This window comes from Hymenobacter polaris (assembly GCF_012927305.1).
Lineage (GTDB): Bacteria > Bacteroidota > Bacteroidia > Cytophagales > Hymenobacteraceae > Hymenobacter > Hymenobacter polaris.
In genome coordinates, this window is record NZ_JABBGH010000001.1 from 1,587,983 (window position 1) to 1,602,611 (window position 14,629).

General features: G+C 64.5%; 13 protein-coding genes, 1 other RNA gene and 1 riboswitch. Of the genes, 3 read left to right on the forward strand and 11 right to left on the reverse strand.

Annotated features, from left to right (window positions below; translation table 11 throughout):
- Positions 1-26: 26 nt before the first annotated feature.
- The 3 genes from HHL22_RS06750 to HHL22_RS06760 all read left to right on the forward strand — a co-directional run bounded on the left by HHL22_RS06750 (position 27) and on the right by HHL22_RS06760 (position 5,650).
- Complete coding sequence (locus HHL22_RS06750; RefSeq protein ID WP_169530167.1) at positions 27-2,675, forward strand: LamG-like jellyroll fold domain-containing protein; 2,649 nt, start codon at positions 27-29, stop codon at positions 2,673-2,675.
- A gap of 34 nt (positions 2,676-2,709) precedes the next feature.
- Positions 2,710-4,095 (forward strand): DUF7033 domain-containing protein, encoded by a 1,386-nt coding sequence (locus HHL22_RS06755; RefSeq protein WP_169530168.1) that lies wholly within the window; start codon positions 2,710-2,712, stop codon positions 4,093-4,095.
- A gap of 76 nt (positions 4,096-4,171) precedes the next feature.
- On the forward strand, positions 4,172-5,650 hold the full coding sequence (locus HHL22_RS06760; protein WP_169530169.1) for a lipopolysaccharide biosynthesis protein: 1,479 nt from the start codon (positions 4,172-4,174) through the stop codon (positions 5,648-5,650).
- 37 nt (positions 5,651-5,687) lie between these two features.
- Here HHL22_RS06760 and HHL22_RS06765 read toward each other — a convergent pair whose 3' ends face one another.
- The 11 genes from HHL22_RS06765 to ffs all read right to left on the reverse strand — a co-directional run bounded on the left by HHL22_RS06765 (position 5,688) and on the right by ffs (position 14,373).
- Positions 5,688-6,482: a DUF6348 family protein gene (locus HHL22_RS06765; protein ID WP_169530170.1), complete on the reverse strand. Its 795-nt coding sequence runs from the start codon at positions 6,480-6,482 to the stop codon at positions 5,688-5,690.
- Between the two features lie 173 nt (positions 6,483-6,655).
- A complete protein-coding gene (locus HHL22_RS06770; RefSeq protein WP_169530171.1) occupies positions 6,656-6,946 on the reverse strand; it encodes a TIGR03643 family protein in 291 nt (96 codons plus the stop codon).
- Between the two features lie 86 nt (positions 6,947-7,032).
- Positions 7,033-8,496 carry an amino acid permease gene (locus HHL22_RS06775; RefSeq protein WP_169530172.1) on the reverse strand — a complete coding sequence of 488 codons (1,464 nt, stop codon included), beginning with the start codon at positions 8,494-8,496 and terminating at the stop codon, positions 7,033-7,035.
- A gap of 194 nt (positions 8,497-8,690) precedes the next feature.
- Positions 8,691-8,800, reverse strand: a riboswitch (SAM riboswitch).
- Between the two features lie 51 nt (positions 8,801-8,851).
- On the reverse strand, positions 8,852-9,505 hold the full coding sequence (locus tag HHL22_RS06780) for an HD domain-containing protein (RefSeq protein WP_169530173.1): 654 nt from the start codon (positions 9,503-9,505) through the stop codon (positions 8,852-8,854).
- Between the two features lie 74 nt (positions 9,506-9,579).
- On the reverse strand, positions 9,580-10,617 hold the full coding sequence (locus tag HHL22_RS06785; RefSeq protein ID WP_169530174.1) for a Gfo/Idh/MocA family protein: 1,038 nt from the start codon (positions 10,615-10,617) through the stop codon (positions 9,580-9,582).
- Positions 10,602-10,922 carry a hypothetical protein gene (locus HHL22_RS06790; RefSeq protein WP_169530175.1) on the reverse strand — a complete coding sequence of 107 codons (321 nt, stop codon included), beginning with the start codon at positions 10,920-10,922 and terminating at the stop codon, positions 10,602-10,604. The genes HHL22_RS06785 and HHL22_RS06790 overlap by 16 nt, the downstream gene beginning before the upstream one ends.
- Complete coding sequence (locus HHL22_RS06795; protein ID WP_169530176.1) at positions 10,919-12,067, reverse strand: DegT/DnrJ/EryC1/StrS family aminotransferase; 1,149 nt, start codon at positions 12,065-12,067, stop codon at positions 10,919-10,921. Before HHL22_RS06795 ends, HHL22_RS06790 begins: the two co-directional genes overlap by 4 nt.
- A gap of 108 nt (positions 12,068-12,175) precedes the next feature.
- Positions 12,176-13,069: a glycosyltransferase family 2 protein gene (locus tag HHL22_RS06800; protein ID WP_169530177.1), complete on the reverse strand. Its 894-nt coding sequence runs from the start codon at positions 13,067-13,069 to the stop codon at positions 12,176-12,178.
- A gap of 99 nt (positions 13,070-13,168) precedes the next feature.
- Positions 13,169-13,846, reverse strand: a complete 678-nt coding sequence (locus tag HHL22_RS06805; RefSeq protein WP_169530178.1) for a cell division ATP-binding protein FtsE — start codon at positions 13,844-13,846, stop codon at positions 13,169-13,171.
- A gap of 100 nt (positions 13,847-13,946) precedes the next feature.
- Positions 13,947-14,150 (reverse strand): fructose-6-phosphate aldolase, encoded by a 204-nt coding sequence (locus HHL22_RS06810; protein ID WP_169530179.1) that lies wholly within the window; start codon positions 14,148-14,150, stop codon positions 13,947-13,949.
- Positions 14,151-14,276: 126 nt separating this feature from the next.
- An RNA gene (gene ffs, locus HHL22_RS06815) (signal recognition particle sRNA small type) lies at positions 14,277-14,373 on the reverse strand.
- Between the last annotated feature and the right edge of the window lie 256 nt (positions 14,374-14,629).

Below are 14,629 nucleotides of genomic sequence, written 5' to 3' on the forward strand. Positions count from 1 at the left end.
TAGGCAGTTTTTTATTACGTAAGTATATGCTTAAACAATTACTAGTTCTTTTCCTTTTCATAGCTGCGCATCTAGCTACCGCTCAATCACTTCCTGGCTCAGGCAATAACCTGACTTTCAACGGCTACAGCCAATACGTTAACTGCGGCACCGCCGACCGGGGCATTGTCAATACCCTCACGGTGGAAGCCTGGGTGAAAACCATTTCCTACGAAGGGCAGTTTGCCGTAACCAAGTATTCTAATTCCTTCTTTTCGGAAAGTGGGTTTGAGTTTGGTACGGTGCAGGGCCGGGCGGCTATTTATGGCCGGGCCGGCAAAGGCAATTATTTCACGTCGGGGCTTTCCACTACCGTCGTCAGCGACGGACGCTGGCACCACATTGCCGGGCAGGTAGAGCAAAACGTGTGGCGCATTTACGTGGATGGCGTGCTGGAAAACAGCAACACCTACGCCTACTCGGGCGGCGACCTACGCACGCCCGAGCCCATGACGATTGGCACCTATACCTACCTCACCAACTTCTATTTCCAGGGCGACATCGACGAGGTGCGGGTATGGCGCACGGCGCGCTCTACTGCTGACATTCAGCAGAATATGTGCCGTAAGTTTGCCACTGCCCCGGCCGATTTGGTAGCGTACTACCGCTTCGACCAGAGCAGCGGGCTGACGGCTACCGACCAGGGCAGCCAGCCCACGAACGGCACCTTGGTGGGCTTTGCGGGCTCGCCCTGGCACCCGTCGGGGGCGGCCCTGGGCGATGCCAGCACCAGCCTCTACCAGGCTTCGCTGGCCACGGGCGCGCGGGTGGCGCTGGCTACGGCCACCGGCGACTCGGCCGTGGCCAGCCTGGTAAGCGCCCAAACGCGCGGCGTGCAGCTCTACGCCGTCGATAGCCCGCCCAGCATTGCGGCCGGGGCGGGGGCGGCGGCCAACTACGTAGGCGTTTTTACGGTGGGCACCGGCAACATCCCCACCTTTACCCTGCGGCTGCACCCCCTAGGGGGCGCCAACTGCCGCACCGCCCAGCAGCGTCCGGCTAACGACCAAGGCTGGTCGGCGCTGACAACTACCACTGTTAATAACTCCTTACTAAGCAGTAGTTTGAGCTACCGCGGCGAGTACATTTTGCTGGGCAGCGCCGCCGCGCCCCTCACCATCGCGGGCGACTCGGCGGTGTGCGCCGGGGCTACGGGCCGCCTGGTAGCCACCACCACGGGCGCCACCAGCTACCGCTGGAGCACCGGGGCTACCACGGCCACGCTCAGCGGCCTGGGGCCGGGTACTTACACCGTCACAGCCAGCTTTGCCAATGGCTGCACGGCCACGGCGCAGGCCACCATTCGGCAAGCCCGCTCGTATGCGCCCACCATCAGCGGCGACTCGGTGCTGTGCGCGGGCGCGGCGGGCCGCTTGCAGGCTAGCGCGGCGGGGCCCGTGGCTTATTTGTGGAACACGGGGGCTACTACGGCCAGCATCGCCGTGAGCCAGGCGGGCACCTATACCGTCACGGCTACTTCGCCCGCGGGCTGCCCGCAGCAGGCCAGCTACCGGGTGCGGGTGGCGCCCAACCCCACCGTTAGCATTACGGGCGACGCGGGGCTGTGCGCTGGCAGCACCGGCCGCCTCACGGCCACTGCCAGCAGCGCCGCCACTTACCGCTGGAGCACCGGGGCTACTACGGCCGGCATCGCCGTTACGCAGCCGGGCACGTATACCGTTACGGCTACGTCGGCCGCGGGCTGCGTAGGGCAGGCAGCCTTTCAGGTGCAGCTGCTGGCTACGGCTCCCCTTAGCATCAGCGGCGACACGGTGCTGTGCGCGGGCGGCAGCGGGCACCTAGCGGCCACCAGCGCCGGCGCCACTGGCTACCGCTGGAGCACCGGCGCCAACACGGCCAGCATCGCCGTGAGCCAGGCGGGTACCTACACCGTTACGGCCAGCTTTGCCAACGGCTGCACCAGCACGGCGCAGGTGCGCGTGCGGGCGCTGGCGCTGCCCACCGTGGCGATTGGGGGCGACTCGGTGCTGTGCCCCGGCGCTACCGCGCAGCTGGTTACGTTTGTGGGCAATGCCGCGAGCCCGCTTACTTACCGCTGGAATACCGGCGCCACCACTGCCAGCCTGCCCGTAACGCAGGCGGGCACCTACACCGTGACTGTGACCAATGCTACGGGCTGCGCGCAGCAGGCCAGCTACCGGGTACGCGGCGCGCTGGCCGCGCCCACCTTCACCCTAGGGGCTGATACGACGCTCTGCGACGGCGAAAGCCTGACGCTACGCGGCCCGGCCGGCGCGGGCCTGCGCTACCTGTGGTCGGATGGCTCGACCAACCAACTGCTGAGGGTGACGGCGGCGGGCAGCTACTCGCTGCGCGTGAGCAGCCAGTGCGGCACCACCCAGGCGGCGCGCACGGTGGCCCCGCGCAACTGCCTGCTGGTGCCCAACATCATCACGCCCAACAACGACAAGCAGAACGACCTGTTTGCCGTGCAGGGCCTGGCGGGCAGCGACTGGAGCCTGGACATCTACAACCGCTGGGGCCGCCCCGTGCTGCACACCGACAGCTACCGCAATGACTGGGGCTCGGAGGCTGCCGCCGGCATGTACTACGTGCTGCTGCGCCGCGCCAGCACCGGCTACAGCTACAAGGGCTGGGTGGAGGTGGTGCGCTAGGCCCCGGCCCTAGGGCAGGTACCTTTGCCGGACTATGACCACCCCGCCTTTACCTGCGCCCGCTGCCCCCGTGTCGGCGATGGTGCGCCTGGGCTACGTGCGGCGGCAGCTGGCGCGGGCCTACCCCGGACTGCCCACCGAGCTGCTGGGCTACGCCGATGGCGGGCAGCCGGTGGTAGTGGTAGCCGAGGGCAGCGCTGGTTTTTTCGACGGCACCCAGCCCTACCCGCCCGCGCCCACCTGGCGCGAGTGGCGGGGGCGGCGGGTGCCGTTTTTCTTCGACGCCCCCCTAGGCGAACCGTTGCTGACCGAGCGCGGCGGCCAGGTTTTCGTGGCGGCCGATGTGGTGGCGGCGGCGTTTTACCTGCTCAGCGGCTGGCAGGAATATTTCTCCGACGAGCGCGACCAGCACGGGCGCTTTCCCTACGCGGCCAGCGTGCAGCAGCAGTACGGGTTTGCGGCGCTGCCGGTAGTTAATTATTACTTCGACGTGCTGAAAACCGCGCTGGAGCAAGCTACTGGCCAGCAGTACGCGCCGCGCCGCTGGGGCCCGCAGCGGGCCGAGTTCGCCGCCTTTATCTCGCACGACGTGGACAACCTGCGCAGCGCCTGGAAGGCCCCCGCCAAAGCGGCCCTAGGGCGCGGCCAGCTGCTGCGCTTCGGCCGGCTACTATGGCGCCACCTGACGCAACCCGACGCCTGGGACAACCTGGAGGCCGTGGCCGCGCAGGTAGCGCAGTACGGCGGGCGCAGCACGTTTTTCATTTTGCCCGAGCACCGTAGAGCGCCTAATGGCACGCCTAATGCTGACTACCAATTTACACCGCAGTTTCGGCACCGCCTAAGACGGCTACAAGAGCAGGGTTGCGAGCTGGGGCTACACGGCAGCTTGGGTACTAGTATCGATAACTGGGCTTTAATTGGTGAGTTGCGACGTTTATATCTACCAGGGTCAGGCTTGAGGTTTCATTACCTACATTGGGAGCCATATCGCACGCCGACCATGGTCGAGTGGACGGAGGTTATCTACGACAGTACCCTAGGCTTTGCTGAGCACTACGGCTTCCGCCACAGCTACTGCCTGCCATTTTACCCGTTCGATTTCGCTACCGGTAGCGAAGCTAGCTTCCTGGAAATTCCGCTCAACGTGATGGATGCCACGCTGCACCACCCGCGCTACCTGCAGCTGGCGCCTAGCGAAATTCTACCCGCCTTAGCTCCCATTTTTGCCGAAATCCGGCGCTTTGGCGGGGTGGCCTCGGTGCTGTGGCACAACGAGAACTTCGACCCCACCAACGAGCGCAACGGCCCTAGGGAATTTCACGCGCTGATGCGCCACTTGCAGGATTTGGGGGCGGCCTTCCGCACGGGGCGCGAGATTTACAGCGAGTTCGTTGCACCGCCCGGAAGCTCCCGCTGAGGTGCGCCGTGGTAATTCGCAGAGGTGCGTTAAGCGCGAACATCTTAACTCATAACTTTTAACTTATAACTCAAACTTGGGTATCGTTCAGCGGCAGGGGCTGCGCAACACTATTATTTCCTACGCGGGCCTAGGGGTCGGTTTCGTAAATACCACGCTGGTGCTGCCGCGGCTGCTGGCGCCGGCGCAGCTGGGGCTGCTGAGCGTGCTGGTGGCGCTGGCCACACTGGGGGCGCAGCTCTCGGCGCTGGGCTTTACCAATACCACGCTCCGCTATTTTCCCTACTTCCGCGATGCCGAGAGTGGGCACCGGGGCTACCTGCCGCTGCTGCTGGCCGTGCCGCTGGCCGTGTTTGGGGGGGTGGCCCTGGGGCTGTGGCTGGGCCGGCCCTGGGTGCTGGCCTGGTACAGCCACGGCCACGATACCGACCTGGTGGGCCGCCACTACGGCGTAATGCTGGCGATGGCCTTTTTCATCCTGCTCTACAGCTTGCTCGATTCCTATGCCAAGTCGCTGTTTTACAGCTCATTTTCTTCCTTTCTGACCGAGGTACTGCAGCGCTTGCTCATCGTGAGCGCGGCGGCGCTCTACGCCACCAAAGTGCTTTCGTTTGAGGGCTTCGTGCTGGCCTACCTGGGCAGCTACGCGGCGGTGGCCCTCGCGCTGCTGGTGTACCTAGGGGTAGTGGGCGAGCTGCATCTGCGCCCGCGCCGGGCGGTGCTAGCGGTGCGGCCCATGGGCGAGCTGCTGCGCTTTGGCAGCTTCGCGCTGCTGAGTAATATCTCGGGCAACATCCTGGTTACCATCGACTCGCTGATGCTGGGCTCGCAGCGCAGCCTGACCGACGCGGGCATCTACGTCATTGCCCTCAATATCAGCACGGCGCTGGCCATCCCGTTTCGGGCGCTCTACAAAACGGCCCACCCGCTCATTGCCGAGTACTGGAAGGAAGGCGCGGCCGCCAAGATGCTCGATTTTTACCGCCGCACTACGCGCCTCAACACGGCCCTAGGGGCCTACCTGGCCGTGGGCATCGCCCTCAACCTGCCGTTCATTTATGGCCTCATCCACCGGCCGGCGTTTGCGGCGGGCACCACGGCGGTGCTGCTGCTGCTGGCCGGCCGCCTCACCGACGGCATTACGGGCGTCAACGGCCTGATTGTAAGCACCTCGCCCCGCTACCGCTACGATTTGTTGTTCAACGTGGGCCTGGCTGGCTCCATTGTGGTGCTCAACTACTTGCTCATCCCCCGCTTCGGCCTCACCGGGGCGTCGCTCTCCAACTGCCTGGCCCTGAGCGGCATCAACCTGCTGCGCACCTGGTTTGTGTGGCGCAGCTTCGGCTGGCAGCCCTTCGACCGCACGGTGGCCTACCTGCTGCTGCTGGCGGCCGGCGCGGGCGCGGTAGCCTGGGCCCTGCCGGGCTTCCACAACAGCTGGCTAACGCTGCTGCTGCGCGGCGGCACCCTCACGGCTATTTACGGCCTAGGGCTATTGCTCAGCGGCTGGGTGCCCGAGGTGAGCAGGGTGGCGCGGTGGCTAACAAAGCAGTGAGGAGAATAAAGCAGCGTTTATTGGATTTATTAGCTGATTATTCATCAGCAAGATTCCTTGGCTGACACAACCCGCACCTGCGTAGCAAAATAAATTGCTTCTGCGCGGCAAATTCCCATTCAGCAGGCCAAGCAGCGGTTATTGCCTCTAAGTGCTGCAAACCTGCTTCCCAAGGTTCGTTGTCTAGTTGGCACTCGCCAATAAAGGTTTTGGCGCGCTGCCGGCTGGCGTACACCTTTACCCAATGAAACGGCTGAGGCTGTAGATGCTCCAGCAGCAACGGCTTTAGTTGCTCAAACAAGTATTCGGCTATCAATTCCTGGCTGCGGGCCACCCAGGCGCCCTGCACATATAGCAAGCCAAGTATGGGGTGCCAGACTGCCCCGTCATGGGGCGAAACAACATCAAGCGCAGCATCGTGTCGCCCCTCAAAGGCTTCCAGCACGGTAGCCAATACTCCTTCAACATAAATCTTGGCGGCGGCAGTAGCCGCCGTAGTTTCATCCTGCCCAATGCCAGCCAAGCATTCCATCATGCCCTGCGGGAAGTAGTCTGGTTGACTTAATCGTACGGCAAAGCCACCCACAAGCGCATTAGGATGGCGCGTAAGCTCCAATACTTCGGTTTCTAATAGCATCTGCACCGGGTTAAGTGCAATACCCTGTTCAGTTAGTACTGGTAATAACGCAGAAAATTGTTGCTGGATGATAGTCAGTAACTCCTGCTGAAATAGCTGATTGACCTCGGCAGCCGATGACTGCTTAATTGCAGGAGGTGCGATAATCGCTTTAGCGGGCTGAAATAATTGCTGCAATTTGCGCAGTAGGTTCATTGCTAACGATAAATGCGTCAACACGCAAGGTAGGTATTAGCTGCTACCGGGCATATCTGAATCCAAGCCATGTGCTTCGCGATTACCAGCCCACTGCACCACCTACATTATCTAATACCCTAGGGCTCAACACTCAGCTAAGTGCATATAAACCATCCAGCTCTGCCAAAGTCCTAGCCGCGCTTAGAAATCTTATTGAGCGTAATGCTGCGCTGCCGGTTGGCTTTGAAGCGGGCGTCATCGACGGCGCTTTTGACTTGGTGCTTGGTGGCGCGGCCCTGCACGCGGGCCCGCCACAGGCGCCACGAAGTGGGCTTCAGCTCGCGGCGCATCAGCTGGATTACTTCACTTTCTTTTAAGCCGAATTGGGCAAATATGGCTTCAAAGGGCGTACGGTCTTCCCAGGCCATTTCCATGATGCGGTCGATTTGCGGCGCGGTTAGCGCGGGTAAGGGCTCAGGCATAAACGATGGCGCCGCCCCAGCAAACTACCGGGGCGGCGCTTCCTCTTAAGGATACTTGGGCAGTAAGTGTTCGTCAGATGGCCATTTCATTCTGACGGGCTGCCCTCGCCCCGCGCCTGCCGGCCCAGCACGCTGTGCTTTTTGCCGTAGCCGAAGTAGATGGCCAGCCCTAGGGCTAGCCACACGGCCAGGCGCAGCCAGGTTTCCCAAGGCAGGCTGGCCATCATTACCAGGCAGGTGAGGATGCCCAGGATGGGCACCAGCGGCACCCAGGGCGTGCGGAAGCTGCGGGGCGCGTCGGGGTTGGTGCGGCGCATGATGAGCACGCCCAGGCACACCATCACGAAGGCTAGCAGCGTGCCGATGCTCACCATCTCGCCCACCACGGTGATAGGCACGAAGCCCGCGAACAGCGCGATGAAGGCCCCCAGGAGCAGGTTGCTTTGCACGGGTGTGCGCCAGGTGGGGTGCAGCCGCGAGAAGGCGGGCGGCAGCAGCCCATCCTTCGACATGGCGAAGAACACCCGCGACTGCCCCAGCAAATCGACCAGGATAACTGAGGTGTAGCCCACCAGAATGGCCAGGATGATGGCGCCGCTCAGCCAGGCGTAGGGCGTTTTCTCGATGGCGATGGCCACCGGCGCGGCGCTGTTCTTGAACTCGGTGTAGTTGGCCAGGCCGGTGAGCACGTAGCCGAAAAGCACGAACAAGACCGTGCATACCGCCAGCGACCCGAGGATGCCGATGGGCATGTTGCGCTGCGGGTCTTTGGTTTCCTGGGCCATGGTGGCCACGATGTCGAAGCCAATGAAGACGAAGAAGATAACCCCCGCCCCGCGCAAGATGCCGCTCCAGCCAAACTCGCCAAACGTGCCCGTGTTAGCCGGAATGAAGGGATGGTAGTTGGCCGGGTCGATGTATTTCCAGCCGAGGGCGATGAACACCAGCACCACCGCCACCTTGAGGGCCACCACCAGCGCATTGAACCAGGCCGAGCCCGCCGTGCCCCGAATGATAACCGCCGTAATGGCCAGCACCACCAGAATGGCCGGCAAGTTGACGTAGCCGTGCACCACGGAGCCGTCGGCCAGCGTGGCCGTTTCGAAGGGCGACATGACCAGGCGCGGCGGCAAATGCAGGCCGTACTTACCCAGAAACTTGAGTAGATACTGCGACCAGCTGATGGCCACCGTGGCGGCGCCTACCGAGTATTCCAACACCAAATCCCAGCCGATAATCCAGGCAAACAACTCGCCCATAGTGGCGTACGAGTACGTATAGGCCGAGCCCGCCACTGGCACCAGCGCCGCAAACTCGGCGTAGCAGAGCGCCGAAAACGCACAACCTACTGCCGCCACCACGAAGGAGAGCGTGACGGCCGGCCCGGCGTGGTTGGCCGCCGCCAGCCCGGTGAGCGAAAACAGCCCCGCCCCAATGATAACGCCAATGCCCAGCGCAATGAGGCTCACGCCGTTGAGGCTGCGCTTGAGGGTGCCCGCGCCCGCCGCCGCGGCTTCCTGCCGCAGGCTTTCCAATGATTTTACTAGCATACGTGTGGAGGTGGCCGGACCCGGCGGCCCGCCCGGCGATAAGCAGCCGACAGCCCAGGCGCAGCGCGCCCGGCCGGCTACTTAATCCCTTGAAATGAAGGAGTAAGCTGCGCGCACCTGCTACCGACAACAACACCGGGCCGAGCCGGCAGCGGGGTGGGCAGATGCAACGCAGAAAGTGAAAGAAGCCACGGTTTTTATATAGCCGCCCTAGGGTGGCGGCTGGTCGGTTGGGCACCAACTCGCAAGCGCGCAGGTTGCCGGCGCGTCGCAGAGCCTATCTCTCGGCGCCTCGGTATAAAAACAAGCTAGGCTGAGCAGCCGGACTTGACAGGGCAAAGGTACGCTTCACGCGTTACTCAGCCGGCAGCCCGCCCCGCTCCCACGCCGCCAGCTCGGCCGCCAAGTTGCGGCGGGCGGGGGCATCCAGCTCGGCCCGCAGCGCGGGGGTATGGAACAGCACGGGCGCTTCGAGCAGCCGGGCCAGCACCTTGCGCCGGCCGGGGCGGTAGAGCAGGTCGGGCACCAGGCGGTACTCGCGGCGCACCTGGCGGGCATAGGCCCAGTAGGCGGCGGCGGGAGCCCCCAGGATGCTCAGGTCGGCATCCAGAAACAGCAGCAGGTCAGCGTCAGCGGGCGGCTGGGGCTGGGTGTGGTCGTGGGTGCGGCGGATGAGGTCGGCCACGCGGGCGGCGCGGGCGGGCCCTAGGGTGGTTTGCGCCAGAAAAGCCAGCGCCCACTCGGCGCTTTTTTCTTCGTTGTCCGAGCGCAGGGCGTGGTACACGGCATCGTGGTACCACACGGCCAGCTCCACCACCGCCGCATCCTGGAGCGGAAACCGGGCCACCTGGTGCAGCAGGTTTTCGAGGTGCCCTAGGGTGTGGTAGTGCCGCTCGGGCGCAGAGTAGGCGGCCGCCAGGCGCTGCAGCTCGGCCTGGCGCGGGGCGGCGGCGGGCAGCAGCGGGGCGGTGAGGGCGTGCCAGCGGGCCGCCAGGGCATCGGGGAGCATGGGCAGCAACTGCTTAACTACGCAGTTCGGGCGAAAGGTAAGCCTTGGCGTCTTCTCGCTTAGCCTTCGCTTGGCTAGGAGCGCAAGGCGTAAATCCGCTCGATGATGTCCACTACTTTGAGGCCGTCCTCGGCGTTGGTGGTGGCTTGGCCACCTTGCTGCAGCGTGGCCACCACGTTGTCGATGACGTGCACGTGGTTGGCGGCCGAGCCCTGATAGGCGCCGTAGCTGTTGGCGGGGTTAGTGGGCGGCAACAGGGGCATGGTGTAGTCCTGCAAGTGGCAGTACTCCACTTTTTCCAAATACTGCCCCCCGATTTTCAGCGACCCGCGCTCAGCCACCACCGTCAGCGAGCTTTCGAGGTTGCGGTCCCACACGGCGGTGCTGTAGCTGAGCGTGCCGCTGCCCCCGCTCAGCAGGTCGAAAGTAACCAGGCCGCTATCCTCAAACTCGGTGAGGTGCTGGTGGGTGAAGTCGCGGAAGCGCGCGCTCAGGTTGGTAACGTCGCCAAACACCCAGTAAAGCAAATCGACGAAGTGGCTGAACTGGGTGAAGAGCGTGCCGCCGTCTAGGGCCTGGGTGCCGCGCCAGCCGCCGGGCTGGTAGTAGCGGGCGTCGCGGTTCCAGTAGCACCCCAGCTGCACCAGAAAGATGCGGCCCAGGCGGCCCTCGCTTACCACCTGCTTCAGCCAGGCGGCAGGCGGCGAGTAGCGGTTCTGCATTACTCCAAACACCAGGCGCTGCTGCTGCTGGGCGGCGCGCACCACAGCCGCCGCGTCGGCCGCGCGCAAAGCTAGGGGCTTCTCTACCACCACGTGCAGGCCGTGGCGCAGACCGGCCAGGGCCTGGGCGGCGTGCAGGCCGTTGGGCGTGGCCACGGTAAGGACGTCGGCGGCGGGGCCGCTTTGCAAGAAGTCAGCTAGCGACGTGAAAAACGGCACTTCGGTAAACTCGGCGGCCAGCTCGGGCCCTAGGGCTGCTTGCTCGTCGATGAGCGCCACCAGCCGGGCGCCGGCATGGCGGGCCACCAGCGCCGCGTGGCGCCGCCCAATGTGCCCCACCCCGCAAATAGCGAAGCGAATGGGTGAATCTAACCCTACTGATTCATCCATGATACTAAACCTGCTACCAGCACTAGGGCTACAACCCCTACACAAAAAATAATCAGCGGACTGGTTTCTGAAACCGCTGGCTCTAACCGGCGCATTTTCAATAATAACAGTTCCCAACCTACGCAGCTAACTGCCAGCATTTGGAAGAGCAGCAGTAGCGTGGCTGCGCCCCAGCTTAGCCCTGCCTGGTGCCCCCGTTCGCCGAACGCCTGCCAGCTAAAAAAACCAGCCGGTACCACCGCCACGCAGTTCGCAAGCCCCAGTATCGTAGCATACCAAAATTCTGAATACTGCACCGTCTTCATAACTGGTCGGCTTCCTGCAAAACGGCCACAATGTACGCCTGCTGCGCCGCGCCTAGGGCCGGGTGCACCGGCAGAGCCAGCACCTGCTGGCACAGCGCCTCGGCCACCGGAAAATCGCCGGCCCGGTAGTCCAGGTAGGCGTAGGCGGGCTGCAGGTGCAGCGGCAGTGGGTAGTACACGGCCGTGGGCACTCCTTTTTGCCGCAAAAATGCCTGCAGCGCGTCGCGCCGGCCGTTGGCTACCTTGATGGTGTACTGGTGGAAAACGTGGGTGCTGCGCGGGTCGCGGGCGGGGGTCTGCAGGACGGGCAGGGGGCCTAGGGCGGCGTCGTAGCGGGCGGCGTGGGCCTGGCGGGCGGCCTGGGCGGCGGGCAGGTGGCGCAGCTTCACCAGTAGCAGGGCCGCTTGCAGCGTGTCGAGGCGCGAGTTGAGGCCCACCAGCTCGTGCACGTACTTCTGGCGCTGGCCGTGGTTGGCCAGCTGGCGCAGGCGGGCGGCGCGGGCGGCATCGCGGGTGAGCAGGGCGCCGCCGTCGCCGAGGCAGCCCAGGTTTTTACTGGGGAAAAACGAGGTGGTGCCCACCTCCCCCACCGTGCCAGCGTAGCGGGCGCTACCATCGGCAAAGGTGTAGGTAGCTCCTAGGGCCTGCGCATTGTCCTCAATCAGCGCCACGCCCGCCGCCCGGCAAATGGCCGCTAGTTCTTCTACCTCAGCGCATTGCCCAAACAGATGCACCGCCACTACGGCGCCGGTGCGCGGCCCCAGGGCCGCCCGCACGGCCGCCGGGTCCACGTTGAAGGTATCGGGCAAGACATCCACTAGCACGGGGCGCAACCCCAGCAGCGCGGCGGCCTCCAGGGTGGCCACGTAGGTGAAGGCGGGCACGATAACCTCGGCGCCGGGCGGCAGGCCCAGGCTGAGCAGCGCCAGGGTGAGGGCGTCGGTGCCGTTGGCGCAGGGCACCACCGCGGCCCCGCCCAGGTGCGCCCCCAGCGCCTGGGCAAACGCCCCCACGGCCGGCCCCTGAATGAAGGCCGCCTCGCGCAGCGTGGCTTGCCAGGCGGCATCCAGCTCGGCTTGGTAGGGGGCGTGCTCGGCCGCCAGGTCGAGCAGGTGAATAGGGATAATCTCGGTGGGCATGCTCATCAATTCGCGCCTGCGGCAGCTTAGCTAAGTTTCAGCTTGCGCGCGGGGCCTAGGGCTTCGGTCGGCAAGCTAGCGCCGGCGAGCGTTGGCCGCGCCCAGCGCCTGGCGCTACCAATCCTCCGCCAGCAGCCAGCCCAGCTTCAGCAAATCCAGCGCCCGCAGGCGGGGGCGGGCCGACAGCAGGTTGCGCTGCAGCTGGGGGCCTAGGGCCGCCAGCGCGGCGCGGGCGGGCGCGGCCAGCCCCAGTTGGCGCAGCCGGGTGGCCGCGCGCACTAGGCGGGTGCCGGTGCCCAGGCCGTCGGCGCGCAGCACCTGGGCCAGGTTGCGCACCGCCTGGCGGCTTTTGGCCAGAAACGCGGTCGCCGGCTCCAGGCCCGCATGCAGCACGGGGTTATCGAGGTGGCGCACCCCCAGGCCGGCCCGCGCCAGCTGCAGGCCCAGGCGGGTATCCTCGTGGCCGTAGCCGCTCAGGCGCTCGTCGAGCGGAAAGCGTAGCAGCACCTCCTTTTTAATTAGTGCATTATTGATGGCCAGCTGCCCGCCGGGGTCGCGCTGGCGCTCGGCGGCCGGGCGCATCTCGCGGGCGCGGCCGTAGCGCCAGCGCAGGTGCAGGGCCGGGTCGGCGGGCGGCGCGGCCTCGTAGGCCGTACCCCCAATCAGCACCGGCGCCCCTAGGGATAGCGCCGCGGCGTAGCGCGCCAAAAACTGGCCGTCGGGCAGGCGGCTGTCGTTGTCGAGCAGCAGCAGCCACTCATGCGCGGCCTTGGCTGCCAGCGCGTTGCGCACGGCCGCGCGGCCCCCATTGGCCGGCAGCTCGGCGTAGCGCACGCCGGGCAGCGCCCCCAGGGGCCGGTGCCGCCGCCGAAATTCCTCGCCCGAGCCGTCGTCGAGCAGGCAGATTTCAACCGGGCCCGGCCAGGCCGCTAGCTGCGCCTGGAGCTCGGCCACCAGGGCGGTGGCGTCGTAGTTGTAGAGCGGGATGAGGATGGACAGGCCAGGCATGCACCGTAACGCCAAGCGCCTGCTTGGCAGGTCAGTAAACGATTCGCCAGCGCGCGGCTGCCGCTTGGCGCGGCTGCTTCGCTCAGCAGAAGCCCGGCGCTACCGAGCCGCCGAATCCAGCAGCTGGCCGTCGCGGCAGGTGAGTACGCGGTGGGGGTACTTGTCGAGCAGCTGGAAGTTGTGGGTGGCCATCAGGATGGCCGTGCCCGCGTGGTTTATTTCCCGAAACAGCTCCATAATCTCCGTTGCCACTTCGGGGTCGAGGTTGCCCGTAGGCTCGTCGGCTAGCAGCACCAGCGGCTCGTTGAGCAGGGCGCGGGCAATGACTACGCGCTGCTGCTCGCCGCCCGAGAGGCGGTGCGGCAGCCGGTTGCCCACGTTGCTCAGCCCCACCTGCGTCAGCACTTCCTGCACCCGCTGCTGCCGCTTGGCCTTACCCCGCCAGCCGGTGGCGTTCAGCACAAAGTGCAGGTTATCAGCGACCGTGCGGTCGCCGAGCAGCTGAAAATCCTGAAACACGATGCCCAGCCGGCGGCGCAGGTAAGGCACCTTGCCCTGGGGCAGGCGGCCCAGGGCGAAGCCCGCCACGGCGCCGCTGCCCGCGCCCAGTGGCAAGTCGGCATACAGCGTCTTGAGCAGCGACGACTTGCCCGAGCCGGTGCGCCCCACCAGGTAGGCAAACTCGCCCTTATCCAGCTCAAACGACACGCCTTCCAGTACCGCCCGCGCTTCCTGCGTAATGGTGGCCTCGCGCAACTCAACTACCGGCTCTGTCATAATGACTAATGACTAACGACTAATGACAATTTGCTAGTACTGAATAACTAATGACAGCTACCTGTCCGGTAATTGGTCACTTATCATTCGTCACTAGGCACTATAATTCCAGCTTGCGCAGCTTGCCAAACTCCAGCTGCGCGATGAGGGCCGCCAGGGGTTCCTCGCGCCCTTCGAGGCCGTAGCGGTGCAAGTCTTTGAGCGGCCGGTCGGCCCGGAAGTACGCGATGAGCACAAACTGCTCGTCGCGCAGCTGGATGTAGTCAGGTATCTTGGCCTTGCCCTTTACTTTAATGATGTACATGGGTGTTGGGCTAATTTGGGAACACCGAGCCACCTAAAAAAGCCGGCCCAAAGCTACGCGCTGGCTGCCTACTGAGCGGGCAGGAGCGCGGCTCGGGGCCGGCTGGAAACCATTAGGAAAAGACAAAAAAAAGCGAGCCAAAATCGCACCGCTCAACCACCTACCCTTGCTGCCTTCCGGCCCTGGGGGAGTTCAGCAGGAGCTGGTCGTTCTGACTCGCCGCTGCAAAGATAGACCGCAGATTTAACAGATTTAACGGATTGCGCGGATACGCTTGCTGCGCAAGCTGACTACGCGGGCGTTTTTAGTTAGGGGATAAGCAGTTATGAGCAGTTAATTTTTTGTGGGTGCGCTTCGTTTAGGGGCAGGTAGTGGCGCGATTGTGGGCCGAGCCCGTGAAATAAGGTACTTTTGCAGCGGGTACGTAAGGCCGTCTGCTGGCCCCTAGGGCCAGCAAATCCAACTAAACTGCCCGCCCC